Genomic DNA, 15,069 nt, shown 5'->3' with positions numbered 1-15,069 from the left:
TCCGCTTTCCTGCGATGGCCGAGTCTGCCGAGGGCGCCAGATTTATGCATGAACAGGAGTTTTAAGGGAGATTGGCTTGATCTGCCTTATGGCGTTTCAGGCCGACTAGGGCGTTCAGCAAGCAGCATTACTATATCGGCACGCCAACACGCAGACATTGAACGATGCAATGGGAGGTAATCACCGCAATTCCAGGTATTCGCCCGGCGCGCACCCGACCATTCTCTTGAAGTCGTTGTTGAAATGCGACTGGTCAAAATAGCCCATGTCCTGTGCGAGGGCCGCCCATGCCACCGGTATGCCAGCACTCAGCTGATTAAGCACGTCATACACTCGATAACGCTTGATCACCCAGCGCGGACTCGCCCCGACATATCGATGGAACAGTCGTTGGAGTGTTCTCTCCTGCAGACCACACCGTGCCGTGACGTGTTCGACGCGCGTCACACAACGGTCATTCGCAATCTCCTCCACGATCTTGCAAGCAATGTCTACATTAGGATCGCGCGGTGGCAAATGTGCGATCAGGAACTGCGCCGCCGCATCTACCATGGCGTGATCATCGCAACATGCCAATACACTCTTCTCTGCAGGTATCGCATTTGGGAATACCTGCTGGGCCGGCAGAGACGTATTCACAATCGTGCTCACGGGCTTGTGAAAAAACGGATAGAACGCACCAGCGCGAAACTTGATCCCGAGGATGCGGTCGTCGCCCTTCAACTCTCGAACGAAGCGGCTCAACTGCACGCCATAGATCCTTGAGCGGCCTGGCGCGAAGACGAGATGCACGCACGGATGGGGAAGTACTACTCGGGTTTGCGGAGCGCAACCGCGAAGCGCCCACGATTCCATCCAGAAATGTTCCACCCAATCGGCCAATGCGCTGGGCGGCCTATAGCGTATGTGCTGGTAGCTACCTGGCGGGGGCGAGTGACGCAATATCCCGCAGCCCTGTCCGAAAGCGCCACGGCGTGGTGGGCTCCCTTGCGCTTGCCCATTCGGGTCGAGATGTCGGCTTTTTCCAATCATCTTCGCGCGTCTCGCGATTCAATGGAGATACAGGCTTCGCGGTCTAGCTGAGGATGCCCACGGCCAGTTTTACACCAGCTGCCTCCAGCCTGCCTACTACTGCGAGTTCGAGGAGATCCTCCCGATGAAAACTGCAACGGCGATCCTGATTTTCTGCGCTGTATTTGGCCTGACGAGGCCTACCATGTCACCCGCATCAGAGGCTAACCTGGAACCGATGAAAACCGTTCAGCTGAAGTTTGCGGCATTCAATGTGCATGACGTTGCGGCCATCAAAAACATTTACGCCAGTGATGCAACCCTGCATAGCCCGGACTATCCCAAGCTGGTAGGCAATGCGCAAATAGCCGATACCTACAGACAGCTATTTGCAGCTATTCCCGATGCCCGAGATAACATCGTGAGCATCCAGAGTTCGGCAGATACCGTCTACGCGCAGTTCGTACTCACCGGGCATTTCAATGGCGTGGAAAGCAAACCCGTCTCCATCCGCATCATCTCCGTCTACACGGTCAAAGATCACCACATAGTTGGCGACTCAACCTACTACGATCGAAAAGCACCATAGAAAAATAGGCGCGTCCGGAACGTACCGCCAGGAAACCGCGCGGTACAGCCTATTCAGAATCGGAAAGGCGGATTCCCCGGTTGAGGTTCAAGTCAACGACCGCCAGCTCATACGCTCGTCTGGGGGCAGCGTAACCGCGCTGTCGAGCTTCTTCCGCTTGCATTACTCGCGCTGCAACCCGCCAACGCCCTCAAGTCGGCCTATGATTACGGCTGGCCGTGTTGCGCTTCGACGGAATTTCCCGATGACCAGACGTTGCAGCCATCTCGCTTCCATTCAGGATGTCACACCAAGCGCGCGAGGTTGCGAGGAATGCCTCAAGTCCGGAGACGTCTGGCTGCACCTGCGCATCTGTCGCACCTGCGGACACGTGGGCTGTTGTGACGATTCACCGAACCGACATGCGACCAGGCACTTTCACCGTAGCCAGCATCCGATCATCGAAGGTTATGATCCACCGGAGGGCTGGGGCTGGTGCTACGTCGACGAGGTCACGTTCGACCTGCGCGACCGCATGACGCCGCAGCTCGGTCCCATTCCGCGCTATTACTGACCCAGGGGTCATCGCCATGGCCACACCTATCCGGATCCTGTTGCAGACGACCATCCCCACCGTCGACGACGACTGGCACATTGGCCGATTCAGTCTGCTGCGCGACTATCTCGCCAACCTGCGCGATGCCGCCGGCGAGTCGTTGTTCGAGGTGGTTGCACGCGACCGTGATCCGCCCGACGCTCCCGATAGCGTCCTGTCGCAGCTGGACACTTCATCATTCGATGAGATGTGGCTATTTGCTGTCGACACAGGCAACGGCATCACCACGGAGGATTGCGAGGCGATCACACGCTTTCGCCAACGTGGCGGCGGCTTGCTGGTGACGCGTGATCACATGGACCTCGGCAGCTCGGTATGCGCACTGGGTGGGGTCGGCGCGGCGCATTTCTTCCATACAAAGAATCCCGATCCCGATGCCTCCCGTCATCACGTTGATGACACCTTCACCACAGAGATTCTCTGGCCCAACTATCACTCGGGAGCCAACGGCGACTTCCAGCACATCAGCATCAGCAGGCCGCTGCATCCGGTGCTTACCGACCCGGATTCGCCGGACGGTGCATTGCATTCGTTGCCCGCGCATCCACACGAAGGGGCTGTCGGCAAACCGGAGAGCGATCCGACAGCGCGCGTGATTGCCACGGGACGCAGCAAACTGAGCCAGAGGGAGTTCAATCTCGCAGTGGCGTTCGAGCCGTCGCCCGCGGGCGGACCGGCGATCGCCCAATCCACCTTCCATCACTTTGCCGACTACAACTGGAACCCATCCATGGGAGCGCCGAGTTTCGTCACCGAAGCACCCGGCGATGCCCTTGCACATGCGCCCGAGGCGCAGCGTTCGATCGAACGCTACGTCAGGAACCTCGCATTGTGGTTGGCCGGACAGCCAGTGGACACGGTGATAGCGGAGTAAATTCGTTCGTTTCACTATGCTCAGGGCGAACGGTTTGTAGAGTGCGTGAGGTGGGGACAGCAGGGCTGCGTTGGTTGGGATGAGCAAAGCGAAGCCCAACATTCCGGCACAAAAGCGCTGGGCTTCGCGAACGCTCACCCCAATCTACTGGCGACCTCGATGGTCTCAGGAGCGTCCAGATTCAAACAAGAACCATACCCGACGCTCTGCTTCATCGATCCATGTCTCAAGCACGCTGGCGGTCGCTACGTCGTGGTAGTTGTCGCATAGAGCATGCGTCTCGCGCATAAATGAAGCGAGGCGTGCGTTGTCTTCGCGAAGCTCGGCCAGCATGTCGGCGGGAGTGACGAAGTCGGCGTCGTTATCCGACAGTCGTTGCAGTCGGGTGATGTGTCCTGTCGAGCGTAGTGTGGTGCCACCGACCTTTCTTACGCGCTCGGCAATCGGGTCGATCGTCGCGAAGATCTGATCGGATTGCTCGTCGAGCAACAGGTGATAGTCCCTGAAGTAGGGACCGGACATATGCCAGTGGAAGTTCTTGGTTTTCACGTAAAGTGCAAAAACGTCGGCCAGCAGCGCGTTCAATTCAGCGGTGATATCGCGCCTCGCATCGTCCCCGAGTGAGTTCGGCGTCTTGAGTGACGCTTTTTGCTCTTGCTTTGCCTTGGCTATATTGACCATGGGTTTTTCCTCATCTTGGCTAGGGTTGCTTTGAGACAATCGACTTATGTTGTGGCGTAGGCCTCCTCATGGTTGTAGGTCAATAGGGCAACGACGGGCAGCACGACAAAGCATTTGACGCTAAACAGATCAAAAAGCAGGGCTCCGCCTCCGCAGCCCAGGGCGAAGGCACATACATTCGTCACCATGCGTGAGAGCCGTGCATCAATCGCGACTTTCTGCTCGGCAGAGACACCTTGAAACTTGTCGGCAAGATCGAGCATCACTTGGGTTGTTGTACCGGTCATCAGCGTTGTCGGCGGCGCATGGGAAAGATGTACGCGCTGAACCGCATTTTGAATCGCCATGGCCGCGACGAAGGTCAGGCCGGTCAATATGGCTGAGACACTGTCGCCATTGGGAAACGGACCAAAATAGAACGCCGATGCCGCGCCGACGATCAGCAGCAGCAGCATCAACATGAGCATGGTGCGCAACACCGGGCGCCCGCGACGGATCAGCACGTAGCGCAAAAGCCTCACCAAGGCCACGACCAGGCAAAAGACCGGCAATGCCAGCAACTTCGCTATGGCCCCTGTGGCGCCGGTCACCAGCGAGGCGCCGAGCGTGACAAAGTTACCCGTCACATGCGCGGTAAAAAGCCCATGCAAGGCCAGGAATCCGGCGGTATCCACATAGCCGGCGTTGAAGCTCAGCAGCGTTGGGAGCGTGGGCTTTTTCATGACGGCAATGGAACCCTTCGAAAGGTCACCGTGGTCTCCTGGGGTTGGAGCTCCTTACACTTGCTGACGGTCGCATGTGTCGCCACCCTGGCGAACTTCAAGTCCGAGTCATGCCACGAAGTAGCGCTCGCTTGCGTGGGTGAGGCTGCTGATCGCTCCCCAGTTTAGCTGCAACTGTCCGTGGCTGCTGCCGTGACGCACCGATCAGGCCTTCAATACGCATGAAAGTCTCCGAGCCTCCTGGCTGCCTTCAACCCTGTCTCACGCCCAACGGCTACTCGTTGTAAGGTTGGGTTTCCTTCATTCAGGGGTCCCCGCCGTGCGTCGAATCCTCCTCCTTTCCTTCGCCCTGTTTCCAGCGCTTGTCTTCGCCAGTCAGGGCGAAAGCCCCGCCGAACCACTTGAGCAACCTTCCCTACATGTACTCGCCAGCGCGCCCAGCGAAACCGAATTGCGCGCGACGATCGAGAAGCTGGTCGGCTTCGGCACTCGTCACACACTGTCCGATACCAAGTCCGATACACGCGGCATCGGGGCGGCACGGCGCTGGGTGAAAGCGCGCTTCGAAGCGATCTCGCACGACTGCGGCGGATGTATCGAAGTAGTTACGCCATCACAGATGTTCACCGGCAAGCGCATTCCGCAATCCACCGAAGTGATGGATGTGGTGGCGATCAAACGCGGCAGCGAAGGTTCAAAGCGCGTGATCGTGATGACCGGCCATCTGGATTCGCGCGTCACCGACGTGATGAACGCAACCAGCGACGCACCTGGCGCGAATGACGATGCCTCCGGCGTCGCCGCGTTGATCGAGGCCGCCCGACTTCTGTCGAAGGAGGACAATCGTGCCACCCTGGTATTCGCCGCGCTCTCAGGCGAAGAACAAGGCCTGTACGGCGGCAAGGTGCTGGCCGACTATGCGACCGCGCAGGGCTGGCAGGTTCAGGCTGATCTCAACAATGACATCATGGGCAACAGCCGCGGTCAGAACGGTGTGCTCGACAACACCACGGTGCGGGTGTTTTCCGAGGGCACCAAGAGCAACGAGACCGACGCGCAGGCAAAGTACCGCCGCTATCACGGCGGTGAGGTGGATTCACCCTCGCGCAACGTCGCCCGCTACATGGAACAGACGGCCGAGCGCTATCTGCCTGATCTACGCGTGCACATGGTCTATCGGACCGATCGTTACGCGCGCGGCGGCGACCAGGTGTCGTTCCTGGAAGCCGGCTATCCGGCGGTACGCATAAGCGAAGGTCATGAGGACTACACGCGCCAGCACCAGGATCTGCGCACCGAAAAGGATATCCGCTATGGCGACACCATCGATGGCGTGGATTTCCGTTATCTGGCCCGTGTCACCGCGCTGAACACGGTGACGATGGCTGCAATGAGTCGCGCGCCCGCTCCACCCACCGGCGTCGATATCGAAGGCGCGCTGGCCACCGACACCACTGTGCACTGGAAGAAAGTGCCTGGCGCCGCAGGCTACAGCGTGCATTGGCGCGACACTACCGCGCCGCAATGGCAATTCAGTCGTGCCGTTGGCGACACCGACCAAGCCGTGATCAAGGACGTCGTGATCGACGATTGGTTCTTCGGCGTTTCGTCTGTCTCGGCCGATGGCTATGAGAGCCCTGTAGCGTTTCCGGGTGATGCAGGCAGTTTCGTGCGCTCGCCGCCGGTGGCCTCCAAGCCGTGATTTCCGACCCGGGTCGCAGTCGCGTTAGTTGCGACCCGGTGCGAAGGCTCCAGCATCATCGATGCCAGCCGCATTGCAGCGCCCTCGGCGCCCCCCGCCGCGCGTCTTTACAGAGTTTTCACCTGCTCGATTCCATTGTGTGGGGACACTAGGCACGGTGGATTCCCGGCCGTCCCGCCGTCGAGCCCCGCTACTTGGCCTGCGCCACGGAGGCACGACTCGACCCGTGCTCTGCACCTGCCGGATGGACGCCCATGCACGAACAGATCGAACCGGGTTTCATGGTCTTCGTCTCTGACGGCGAAGAGGGTATCGGCGCCGTGCGCGAGGTCAGGCATGGCCTGCCCGAGCTGCTGATCTACATCGAGAACGCCGGCGACTTCGTGGTGCCGATCTCGGCGGTCGCGGCGGTGCATTCAGGCAAGGTGATCCTCGACCCCTCACGCGTGGGGCTGCGCGTGCGCAGAGCGCTCGCCACGGCGCGCGACTCGGAAGATCCTTCCTACATCGCGCCGGCTACCGACGCAGACGAATAACGGCAACGCCAGGAGAACCCCATGTCGGAGCAACATGCCGGATTGAGCAAGGAGTTCATCGACCAGCAGCACCAGCGCCTGCTGGCATTGCGCAGCCAGTTGCTTGGCGGCGAGCGGAGCACGCTTGCCGGTGAGCGCCAGTTCCAGCAGCAACACGGCGACGAAGCGGAAGAGTTTGAAGAAGCGGCGCAGGACATGGCGCGGATGGAGGTCGACCAGGCAGTGCAAGACGTGGATGTCCGCCGCATCGCGCATGTCGAACGCGCTCTGCAGAAGATTGAAGATGGCAGCTATGGCATGTCTGACCTCAGCGGCCAGCCGATCCCCAAGGCCCGGCTCGAGAGCACGCCAGAGGCTATCCTCACTGTGCAGGAAGAACGCGGCCTGGAAACCGGCCGTTGACGATGGAGCGATCGCCTCCCCACGCCCACCCGTACCCGACCTACCCCACCATCATCGATATCTGAGCCGGGTCGCCATGCGCATCCTGCCCGCCAGAATGGTCGCCCGGACGTTGCCCTGGATTTTCCTCCCGTTAAAATAGCCGACCGCGATCGACATCCTGAAGGACGGCGGGGAATCATCAGGCGATGACCGTATACGTCGACAGTCTTCACAACTACGGCTGGGTTCTCCATGGGCAGGTAACACCAAGCTGCCACTTGTTCACCGATGCGCTCGACCTCAGCGAACTGCATGCGATCGCGCTGCAGATCGGCATGCGCCTCGAGTGGTTCCAGGACAAGACCCTCGCACCCCATTACGACCTCGGACCGAGCCTTCGCGCAGCGGCGATCGAAGCCGGTGCCGTACCCGTTGAGCGAAGGCAGGCAGCACGACTCTGGCGGGCCCGCCGAGCGCTGCTGTCCGATCGTCAGATGGCTCGGTCAGCCCCACCCAAGTAACGGCTTCTACGCATCCCATTAATGATTGCGCGCCTTGTTCAGGGAAGTTTGCGCACGGTACCGCTGCGAAACGTCGCCCCGCAAGCCGGCACTTGGCTTCACGCGACCGGCTTTCCAAAGTTGACAGCCATCTTGGGTAACCAGTCGTCTGCTCGCGATGGCAGTTTGAACAACATCCTCTGGAAAAGGGCGGGCTGCACGGGCACAAACTCGCGCGGCCACATTTGCGGCTCGGGCATCATGTAATGCCGGCGTACGGCCTAATACAAACGATGGGCCGCCCGTTTCCAACCTTCTCCGGCTTGTCTCGAAGACACCCATGCCCACAAGTGGTGCCTTTGTGGTGCGGCTCTTGAATGGGTTGTCGCCGAGGCTAGCCGAGCAGGGATTGGCCGAGCGTCGCAGGCAGCGCGTCGTCCTTGCGCGCAACCTGCTGGCGACGCTCCACGGGCGCGAGCTGGCGCAGGCCGCAAAGGAAATAGCCACCGAAACCGGGCTGGAACATCAGCCGATGGCCGACGGGCAGCGCGTGGACTGCATCTACCGGCGCAGCGTCATGCCCGCCAGCGGACGCTACGCGATGCTCGACGACAGCATGGAGTTCTCGCTGCTGCCGTGGAAGCCGGTGATCAAACAGCGGTTGGTGCAGCAGCTCGCCGCGACGGTGCGCGGCGGCGGCGCGTCATGGGAGATTGGTGGTAGCGAGGCGCGGCGATTGGCTGTTTGAGCATCCTGTCAGGGGCTGACTTGCGGAAGCCAGCCGACGCAATGCAGACAACCATTCTTTCCACTCCGTTACGTCGCCTTCTTGGCATCGTTGCTCGACGGATTTGTCAGGACGGCGCTCGTAATAAGGTGAGAGAGATGGCCCGCCCGCGGCGCGAATGAGGGTAGATCGACGAGCCAGCCGAGCGCTGCCATCAGGCCGAACAAGTCGTCACCATTCATATCGGCGCGGGCCGTACCTTCGGCCTGACCACGGAGCAGCAGTCGCGCGCTCGCTGAGTGCACCGCTGCGCATGAAGCATAAAGAGCAGAGTCCGGGTTCGTGTGGGCGGCCGCCATCAGGGCGACAACGCCCGTATGGCTTTGTGCGAATGCCAGCCATTCGTGAAACCAGGACACGAGCGCTTCGTCAGGTGAATTCGATGTTTCGAGTTCGTCGGCCTTCTGCGTCAGTGCGTCCAGGTCCGTACACACCAACGCTTCAAACAAGGCTTCTCGCGTCGGGAAATGGCGAAGCAGCGTGGCCAACCCGACTTCGGCCCGGCGGGCGATATCTCGCATGGACGCGCCGGCGCCTTGCTCGGCGATGACGTCGCGCGCAACGGCGAGTACATGGCTGTAATTTTTCTTGGCGTCAGCTCGCATGGGGGCCCTTGACAAACGGATCAGTGATCCATATATTTGGACCACTGATCCGAATATACAGCGTCTTTGTACCAGTGGGAACAGAGGCGCGACAACTCCTAGGAAGGATGCATGACATGAACAGACTGGTCGCCGTTGACGCCGGCCGCAAATCTGACCCCGGCGTAGTCCGTGCCTGGCCCCTCCAGTCGCGAGACCACGCTTCACAAGCTTCACAAAAACACACCCATCGAAAAGGATGAAAGATTATGAAAAAACTGGAAGGTAAGGTTGCAGTCATCACGGGCGGAAGCAGCGGGATTGGCTTGGCCACAGCCAAGCGCTTCGTGGATGAAGGTGCGCACGTCGTGATCACTGGGCGACGAGAGAAAGAGCTGAAGGAGGCCGCCACCTTCATCGGGAGAAACGTTATGACGGTCATGGGCGACGTGTCGCGCTTGGAAGATCTGGACCGGCTCTATGCCGTCGTGAAAGAGAAGCATGGTCACATCGACATTCTCTTCGCGAACGCGGGCGCGGGGACAATCGCACCGCTCGCGGCAGCTACTGAGGCCCATTTTGACCAGACCTTCGACGTGAACGTGAAGGGGCTGTTCTTTACGGTGCAGAAGGCCCTTCCCCTCTTCAAAGACGGCGGTTCGATTATTCTGAACTCTTCTGTCTCTAACGTGCTCGGTCTCCCAGGGTTTACCGCCTACGCCGCGAGTAAGGCGGCTGTGCGCAACTTCGCGCGCGGCTGGGCTTTGGAGCTGAAAGACCGCAAGATCCGCGTGAATGCCATGAGCCCCGGAGCAATCGATACTCCGGCCTTGGCGACGACGACGGGCCTCACCGCTGAACAGGCCGAGCAAGCGGTCGCACAGTTCACCACGCAGATTCCAATGGGTCGCAGAGGCATGCCCGAGGAAATCGCGGCAGCAGTCGCGTTCCTCGCCTCCGATGAAAGTTCTTACATCACCGGTATAGATCTCCCCGTCGACGGGGGCATGGCGCAGGTCTGACTCCGACGCGGTCCCGTGCTGGCCTCCAGCCCCGCCAGTCGAGGGACCACGCTTCTAAAATTTTGGTTCTATCAGATGATCGGAGAAACGTCATGAAATACCTGATTAGCTCCGACCTTCGGGATAGACGGTAAATCACCCGTAGATCGCCCCTCGGATACCGCGCTCGTCGAATACCCAACCGTAAAGGAGATCTCTATGTACGACCAATCCAAGCTATCCGAGTTGATCCGGTTTGCACGAGTCGATGCGGGCTCCACCGTCATCGACGTTTACCCAGGCGATGGCGACTGGACCCGTCTGTTCTCCGACATCGTTGGACCCGAAGGACGCGTCTACAGCTTCGTGCCGGCCGAAGTCGCCCACTTCAAGAACGATCCGGTCGGCGGCATGCGGACGCTTGCCAAGGAGCCGGGCCGGGAGAATGTCGAAGCCGTCTCGGCGGACCTCGTGGCGATGCCGGAAGTCACGCAACCAGCGGATGTCCTGTGGCTGCACCTGTTCTACCACGATCTCCATACCGCGCTGATGCAGGCCGGGGGCGCGACGGCGGCCGACTTCAATCGCGCCGTCTTCAAGCGGCTGAAGCCCGGTGGGTCCTACGTCATCGTGGACCACGCCGCCGCCGTCGGGGCGGGCATGAACGACGCCCAGTCGCTCCATCGGATTGAGCCTGCCTCCGTTCGCGAGGAGGTGGAGGCGGCCGGCTTCGTGCTGGACGCGGAAAACACCATCCTCGCGAACAAGGACGATCCACACTCGATCAAGGTGTTCGATCCATCGATCAAGGGCGAGACCGATCGCTTCGCCTATCGGTTCGTGAAGCCCTGACAGGTCGCAAACTGGCGTACCCGCGATGATATGCCTAGCTGAGATCCTTAAGATTCAAGAACCAGAGGTCAAATCTCCCGTCAAGTCCGTAAGTGGTGGTGTCAGTGGAAAACGACATGGCCCTTTTTGGCACGATCACCGGATAACCGGCCCCAGGCCCTTTGGTATAGCCGCCGCGCCCCTTCCCCGCACAAACCGTCATCCCGGCAAAAGCCGCTATCCCGTGCATGTGGCGCTCGATCAATTCGCTTGAATTGGCTTCCGTTGAAGTGGTAACCGAAGCAACGCTTCCGTTCTCAGCGGGTAGCTACTCTCAAACGTAGTAGCCGCTATATGGCACGACGCTCTGCAGCGGAACGACACTGGGCGATTCCTTCATGCACGCACACGGTCTACTCAGGTGACTAGATATTCCCGAAAAAAATCGACCGTTCGCTGCTTGGCGAGCGAGGCATCGGCCGCGTTGTAGTGGTCGCCGCCGTGTCGAGCGAAGGCATGCTGTCGCTGTGGGTAAGTATCGATCTCGACCAAAGGGCAGCCGGACAAGGCTGCCTGAATTTTCTTTTGCGCAGCGGGCGCCATGTATTCATCGTTCCCCGCCAGGTGCATGAGCAGTGGTCCTTTCACTCGCCCGAGTTCATCGACGTACCGCTCTGTACCTCCGCCGTAGTAAGAGACAGCCGCGTCCACAGGGTGACGAGCAGACATAAGGGTTGTCAGCAGTCCACCCAGACAAAAGCCCATGACCCCCACCTTGTGTGTCGATGAAAGGGGGCGCGCCACTTCGACGGTAGCGTAGACGTCATCGACCGCTTTACCGATATCGAGTTGATCGTAGATTTCGAAGGCCTGTCTTGTTTCAGATTCGATGTGATCGGACAGTTCAATACCCGGCGCTACGCGCCAATACAGGTCCGGGCACACGGTCACAAAGCCCTCCTTTGCTATCTCTCCTGCGGTGTAGCGGATGCCGGCGTTAACCCCGAAGGCCTCCTGAAGCAAAACAACGATCGGCCCGCTACCCGACTTGGGTTTAGCCACATAGGCGGAGAATGTACCGTCTGAAACCGTTATGGTCAGCGTCTTTTCCATGGCTTAGTCCGTAGATGATTGAGCACCCGTAAGGCGCGCCGCTACGCGATGACTTACTTCTCGCTGCCGCACGACTTCAAGTCATTGACACCCGGCAATCGCGCAAACGTATGTGCGCGCAATTCCTTCGAGCAAACCGCGACGGTGACAGGCTGCCCCTGCAGAACTTTCCGCACCACCGGAACGGCTTGTTCGCCAACCAGGATGCCCAAGAGTCCTATCAGAGCGACCATTGGTGGAGCGGGTGATCTAACGTTGAGAACACCGTAAATAAGGCCAACCAGAAGCCCCACAGCGGAAGAGATCAAATAGATCTTCATTGCTTGTCCTCATACCGACCTGGCGGGGGTATTCCACATCGTGCAGCAGACCCGGTAGGTCTGAACGCTTCCAGGTCTCGCCGCGGCACTTGCGTCTTGTCTCTGGGCGGCGACACCGCCGTGACCATTTCACGTCCTGACACGGCGGTCACACTTAACTCGCCTACTCCTGGCCGCCACCGGGACCATTTCTTGCGTCGAAGTCCATCGGGAATTCGTAATCAAGTCTGGTGCCGACACACATTGCCGTATTGTCCGAATCACTGAGGATTGGATAAAGACGCTGAGGTTCTCTTCGCACCCTGGAGCGGGGATGCAGCAGCCGCCGGTCGTGGCCCAGTGCTGCCGCAGTTGATCCCCCGATCGGCTAATTTAGGACCGAGTTATGCCGCAGCCTCTCAACGAGCATATCCAGGAAGAGCTTCACCTTTGCCGACACATGCCGTCCCTCAGGAATAAGTGCATGGATCGGGAGCGGCGGACCTTCAAATTCAGAGAGAACGGGTTGAAGGCGCCCCTCCACAAGGGGAGAGGCAATTTTGTAAACCATGATCTTTGTGAGTCCCCAGCCAGCCATGGTCGCAGCGATTCCAGAGCCATCGTTGCTGCACAACAGCCGGGGGTTCACGGTGACAGTCGTGTCAGGGTGACAGAACTCCCAATCCTGGGGCGACCAAATATCGGCCACGGCAATCACATTGTGACCGCGGAGATCAGACGGCGAATTGGGAACACCGTGCGCGTCAAAGTACGACGGAGATCCGCAGACAATGCTTCGTACAGAACCCACGAGAATCGCGCGGTAGTCAGAGTCAGGCAGATGCCCAATACGTACGCCCACATCGATCTCCTCGGTCACCAGATCGGTGACACGATTCGTGAAAAGAGCGTGCCCTACGACCCGCCGGTGCTGTTGTAAAAAGTCCAGAAGAATGGGCAGCACATATAGCTGTCCAAACAACTCGGGCGCGGTTACCGTCAGCTTCCCGGATGGCGTTGAGTAAGCGGCGGCCGCCGCCGATTCGGAAGCATCGATATCGGTCAGGATGCGCCGGCAGTCTTGAAGGTAACGGACGCCTGCCTCGGTAATCTTCAGTGCTCGAGTTGTGCGAACAAAGAGGCGCGTTCCGATTTGCTCTTCAAGGTAAGTGATGGCGCGCGTTACGGCCGAGGCGCTCATGAATAACGTTCGCGCCGCTTCAGCCAAACTGTCGCAGTCGGCGACCTTCACGAAGATCTTCATAGCAGCGTAGCGGTCCATCGAGCCGACCCTCTATCGTCGATATGGTCTGCCCATGGGGCAAATTCTTGCCTCTACGTCCAGTGACAGTAGAGACCTTACGTCTCACGGACGCAAGTTTGTCACGCCATGCGGGCTCGAAGACGCGCCGAACTCTAAAGTCCTTCTTAACAAGTGGCCGAAAGTCGCCGCGAATCTGAGTTTTCGCGCACGTCACCGATATTCACCGCTCGATCCTTGCGCAAGATGATGCGTGGCATTGCGAAAAAAAGGTATTCTCATGGCGGTGGTAGCGGCGCAAGATCTCCTTCCCATCCCATCAGTCCCGGCGTTGGCTCAGGGCTGGATTGGCATACAGAAGCGGATACCACTCGGACGAGGTGACGTCGCTCGGTTATCGAGGCGTCCTGCAATGTCGAAGGTAGCCCGATCACCGCCAGGGCTGCCTGCTCTTTATTCTATCAGGGGAACTGAGGCTCCATCTTTGATTAGGGGCATGCCATGCTCGATGAAGAAACCACCCTGATGAGCTTGATGTTCCAGCGCGACGGTGACGGTAGCGTCCTGCGCTCCGGCATCTCGATCACTTCACCGCGCTGCGTCATCAATCACGATCGCATCCAACCCGCTAGTGAAGTGGTCTGCGAATCATTGCCCTGCAGGTCGATGTTCACCGTGGTGGTCTATCTCGAAAGCTACATTGGCCACGACATGTGGTGCAACGCGCAACGCGTTGCCCTCCCGTTTCAGTCGGAAGGCATGGTGGGTATCTATGACCGGGCGTATTGCTGGAACAGCGTTGTTCGTCGATCTCTCAATTGCGTCCAGTTCCATTTCCCCAAATCACGTCTTGACGAACTGACGGGCGGCACAGAGGGCAAGAGCGTAGTGCCCCTGGAAAGAATGCCAGCGCGACTCTCACTGTTCGATCCACTTCTGAAATATCTCGCACTTGCCTGCCTTCCCTTGCTCGAATCGCAAGGAGAGCCAGCGGCCTCCCATACCGAACAGATCATGGATGCGGTGGTCACCCACGTGGCTCGCACGTACTACTGCGTAAAAGCCAAGTCGACGTTCGATCGCGATCGATTAGCCCCCTGGCAAATTCAAAAGGTCAACGAGATCGTCTCCGAAAAGATTGAAAGAAGGCTATCTATCGAAGATCTGGCGTGCGCGTGTGCGCTTTCGCCGAGCCACTTCTCCTATCTGTTCAAGAACACGACGGGAAGCGCGCCGCACCAGTGGCTCTTGAATCGCCGCATCGACTTGGCCAAGAAGCTACTTCTCGGCACGGATGAGCCACTGGCCAGTATCGCTTCTGCCTCCGGATTCTCGGATCAAAGCCACTTTACGCGGGTCTTTTCACGCCGGGTAAAGGCAAGTCCGTCGGCGTGGCGCCGCTCGGAGTGCGCGCACTTCCGCTCATCCCAAGAACAACGCGCATCGGCTGCTCAAAGCGCATGGTCAGCCACGCTCTGACAACCACCTGTTCGGACAATTCTGCAAATGGCCCTTGTTTATCCAATCTCTGCGCTTCAACAGCTCGTAAGGTGCAGCTGGCGACACGCGAAGTGAACCTTTAGCACAGTCAATTCAGTC

The 15,069-nt window shown here is 59.2% G+C and carries 17 protein-coding genes and 1 pseudogene; 11 read left to right on the top strand and 7 right to left on the bottom strand.

The window, feature by feature from the left end; translation table 11 throughout:
• Window positions 1-180: 180 nt before the first annotated feature.
• A complete protein-coding gene (locus HDE77_RS02190) occupies window positions 181-1,032 on the bottom strand; it encodes a helix-turn-helix domain-containing protein (RefSeq protein WP_343206039.1) in 852 nt (283 codons plus the stop codon).
• 124 nt (window positions 1,033-1,156) lie between these two features.
• Here HDE77_RS02190 and HDE77_RS02185 point away from each other — a divergent pair, with 124 nt between their 5' ends.
• The 3 genes from HDE77_RS02185 (at window position 1,157) to HDE77_RS02175 (ending at window position 3,069) form a co-directional block, all read left to right on the top strand.
• Window positions 1,157-1,600, top strand: a complete 444-nt coding sequence (locus tag HDE77_RS02185) for a nuclear transport factor 2 family protein (RefSeq protein ID WP_184415486.1) — start codon at window positions 1,157-1,159, stop codon at window positions 1,598-1,600.
• 244 nt (window positions 1,601-1,844) lie between these two features.
• Complete coding sequence (locus HDE77_RS02180; RefSeq protein ID WP_184415485.1) at window positions 1,845-2,153, top strand: UBP-type zinc finger domain-containing protein; 309 nt, start codon at window positions 1,845-1,847, stop codon at window positions 2,151-2,153.
• A gap of 16 nt (window positions 2,154-2,169) precedes the next feature.
• Window positions 2,170-3,069 (top strand): hypothetical protein, encoded by a 900-nt coding sequence (locus tag HDE77_RS02175; RefSeq protein WP_184415484.1) that lies wholly within the window; start codon window positions 2,170-2,172, stop codon window positions 3,067-3,069.
• 165 nt (window positions 3,070-3,234) lie between these two features.
• Here the strand turns inward: HDE77_RS02175 and HDE77_RS02170 are convergent, their stop codons facing one another.
• Together HDE77_RS02170 and HDE77_RS02165 are read right to left on the bottom strand one after the other, a co-directional pair.
• Window positions 3,235-3,750 (bottom strand): DNA starvation/stationary phase protection protein, encoded by a 516-nt coding sequence (locus HDE77_RS02170; protein ID WP_184415483.1) that lies wholly within the window; start codon window positions 3,748-3,750, stop codon window positions 3,235-3,237.
• 44 nt (window positions 3,751-3,794) lie between these two features.
• Window positions 3,795-4,472 (bottom strand): DUF1275 family protein, encoded by a 678-nt coding sequence (locus tag HDE77_RS02165; protein ID WP_184415482.1) that lies wholly within the window; start codon window positions 4,470-4,472, stop codon window positions 3,795-3,797.
• Between the two features lie 328 nt (window positions 4,473-4,800).
• On the opposite strand from HDE77_RS02165, the gene HDE77_RS02160 reads away from it, so the two are divergent.
• The 5 genes and pseudogenes from HDE77_RS02160 to HDE77_RS02140 form a co-directional block, all read left to right on the top strand.
• Complete coding sequence (locus tag HDE77_RS02160; RefSeq protein WP_343206048.1) at window positions 4,801-6,174, top strand: M28 family metallopeptidase; 1,374 nt, start codon at window positions 4,801-4,803, stop codon at window positions 6,172-6,174.
• A 254-nt stretch (window positions 6,175-6,428) separates the two neighbouring features.
• A complete protein-coding gene (locus HDE77_RS02155) occupies window positions 6,429-6,710 on the top strand; it encodes a hypothetical protein (RefSeq protein ID WP_184415480.1) in 282 nt (93 codons plus the stop codon).
• Window positions 6,711-6,731: 21 nt separating this feature from the next.
• Entirely contained in the window at window positions 6,732-7,112 is a 381-nt protein-coding gene (locus HDE77_RS02150; protein WP_184415479.1) for a TraR/DksA family transcriptional regulator, read from the top strand.
• A gap of 188 nt (window positions 7,113-7,300) precedes the next feature.
• Window positions 7,301-7,615, top strand: a complete 315-nt coding sequence (locus HDE77_RS02145) for a DUF4031 domain-containing protein (RefSeq protein WP_184415478.1) — start codon at window positions 7,301-7,303, stop codon at window positions 7,613-7,615.
• Between the two features lie 373 nt (window positions 7,616-7,988).
• A pseudogene (locus tag HDE77_RS02140) lies at window positions 7,989-8,342 on the top strand (DUF3363 domain-containing protein); the annotation flags it as partial.
• 68 nt (window positions 8,343-8,410) lie between these two features.
• Here HDE77_RS02140 and HDE77_RS02135 read toward each other — a convergent pair.
• Window positions 8,411-8,986: a TetR/AcrR family transcriptional regulator gene (locus tag HDE77_RS02135; RefSeq protein WP_184415477.1), complete on the bottom strand. Its 576-nt coding sequence runs from the start codon at window positions 8,984-8,986 to the stop codon at window positions 8,411-8,413.
• Window positions 8,987-9,234: 248 nt separating this feature from the next.
• Here HDE77_RS02135 and HDE77_RS02130 point away from each other — a divergent pair, with 248 nt between their 5' ends.
• Window positions 9,235-9,987 carry a glucose 1-dehydrogenase gene (locus HDE77_RS02130; protein WP_184415476.1) on the top strand — a complete coding sequence of 251 codons (753 nt, stop codon included), beginning with the start codon at window positions 9,235-9,237 and terminating at the stop codon, window positions 9,985-9,987.
• A 198-nt stretch (window positions 9,988-10,185) separates the two neighbouring features.
• Window positions 10,186-10,818, top strand: a complete 633-nt coding sequence (locus HDE77_RS02125; RefSeq protein WP_184415475.1) for a class I SAM-dependent methyltransferase — start codon at window positions 10,186-10,188, stop codon at window positions 10,816-10,818.
• A 396-nt stretch (window positions 10,819-11,214) separates the two neighbouring features.
• Here the strand turns inward: HDE77_RS02125 and HDE77_RS02120 are convergent, their stop codons facing one another.
• The 3 genes from HDE77_RS02120 to HDE77_RS02110 all read right to left on the bottom strand — a co-directional run bounded on the left by HDE77_RS02120 (window position 11,215) and on the right by HDE77_RS02110 (window position 13,491).
• Window positions 11,215-11,910, bottom strand: coding sequence for a dienelactone hydrolase family protein (locus tag HDE77_RS02120; RefSeq protein WP_184415474.1), 696 nt, complete (start codon window positions 11,908-11,910; stop codon window positions 11,215-11,217).
• 53 nt (window positions 11,911-11,963) lie between these two features.
• Window positions 11,964-12,230 carry a XapX domain-containing protein gene (locus HDE77_RS02115; RefSeq protein WP_184415473.1) on the bottom strand — a complete coding sequence of 89 codons (267 nt, stop codon included), beginning with the start codon at window positions 12,228-12,230 and terminating at the stop codon, window positions 11,964-11,966.
• Between the two features lie 367 nt (window positions 12,231-12,597).
• Window positions 12,598-13,491, bottom strand: coding sequence for a LysR family transcriptional regulator (locus tag HDE77_RS02110; RefSeq protein WP_184415472.1), 894 nt, complete (start codon window positions 13,489-13,491; stop codon window positions 12,598-12,600).
• Window positions 13,492-13,971: 480 nt separating this feature from the next.
• Between HDE77_RS02110 and HDE77_RS02105 the strand changes: the two genes are divergently transcribed.
• Complete coding sequence (locus HDE77_RS02105) at window positions 13,972-14,949, top strand: AraC family transcriptional regulator (protein WP_184415471.1); 978 nt, start codon at window positions 13,972-13,974, stop codon at window positions 14,947-14,949.
• Window positions 14,950-15,069: the final 120 nt, after the last annotated feature.

This window comes from Rhodanobacter sp. MP7CTX1 (assembly GCF_014205795.1).
GTDB lineage: Bacteria > Pseudomonadota > Gammaproteobacteria > Xanthomonadales > Rhodanobacteraceae > Rhodanobacter.
The sequence above is the reverse complement of the archived record's forward strand: the minus strand, read 5'-3'. Positions and strand labels throughout refer to the sequence as shown.

Bases quoted from the DNA above. Each gene is read 5' to 3' on its own strand.
- HDE77_RS02115 (WP_184415473.1), bottom strand. From the start codon at position 12,230: ATGAAGATCTATTTGATCTCTTCCGCTGTGGGGCTTCTGGTTGGCCTT.
- HDE77_RS02125 (WP_184415475.1), top strand. From the start codon at position 10,186: ATGTACGACCAATCCAAGCTATCCGAGTTGATCCGGTTTGCACGAGTC.
- HDE77_RS02165 (WP_184415482.1), bottom strand. From the start codon at position 4,472: ATGAAAAAGCCCACGCTCCCAACGCTGCTGAGCTTCAACGCCGGCTAT.
- HDE77_RS02145 (WP_184415478.1), top strand. From the start codon at position 7,301: ATGACCGTATACGTCGACAGTCTTCACAACTACGGCTGGGTTCTCCAT.
- HDE77_RS02180 (WP_184415485.1), top strand. From the start codon at position 1,845: ATGACCAGACGTTGCAGCCATCTCGCTTCCATTCAGGATGTCACACCA.
- HDE77_RS02155 (WP_184415480.1), top strand. From the start codon at position 6,429: ATGCACGAACAGATCGAACCGGGTTTCATGGTCTTCGTCTCTGACGGC.
- HDE77_RS02130 (WP_184415476.1), top strand. From the start codon at position 9,235: ATGAAAAAACTGGAAGGTAAGGTTGCAGTCATCACGGGCGGAAGCAGC.
- HDE77_RS02120 (WP_184415474.1), bottom strand. From the start codon at position 11,910: ATGGAAAAGACGCTGACCATAACGGTTTCAGACGGTACATTCTCCGCC.
- HDE77_RS02150 (WP_184415479.1), top strand. From the start codon at position 6,732: ATGTCGGAGCAACATGCCGGATTGAGCAAGGAGTTCATCGACCAGCAG.
- HDE77_RS02175 (WP_184415484.1), top strand. From the start codon at position 2,170: ATGGCCACACCTATCCGGATCCTGTTGCAGACGACCATCCCCACCGTC.
- HDE77_RS02135 (WP_184415477.1), bottom strand. From the start codon at position 8,986: ATGCGAGCTGACGCCAAGAAAAATTACAGCCATGTACTCGCCGTTGCG.
- HDE77_RS02105 (WP_184415471.1), top strand. From the start codon at position 13,972: ATGCTCGATGAAGAAACCACCCTGATGAGCTTGATGTTCCAGCGCGAC.
- HDE77_RS02110 (WP_184415472.1), bottom strand. From the start codon at position 13,491: ATGGACCGCTACGCTGCTATGAAGATCTTCGTGAAGGTCGCCGACTGC.
- HDE77_RS02190 (WP_343206039.1), bottom strand. From the start codon at position 1,032: ATGATTGGAAAAAGCCGACATCTCGACCCGAATGGGCAAGCGCAAGGG.
- HDE77_RS02185 (WP_184415486.1), top strand. From the start codon at position 1,157: ATGAAAACTGCAACGGCGATCCTGATTTTCTGCGCTGTATTTGGCCTG.
- HDE77_RS02170 (WP_184415483.1), bottom strand. From the start codon at position 3,750: ATGGTCAATATAGCCAAGGCAAAGCAAGAGCAAAAAGCGTCACTCAAG.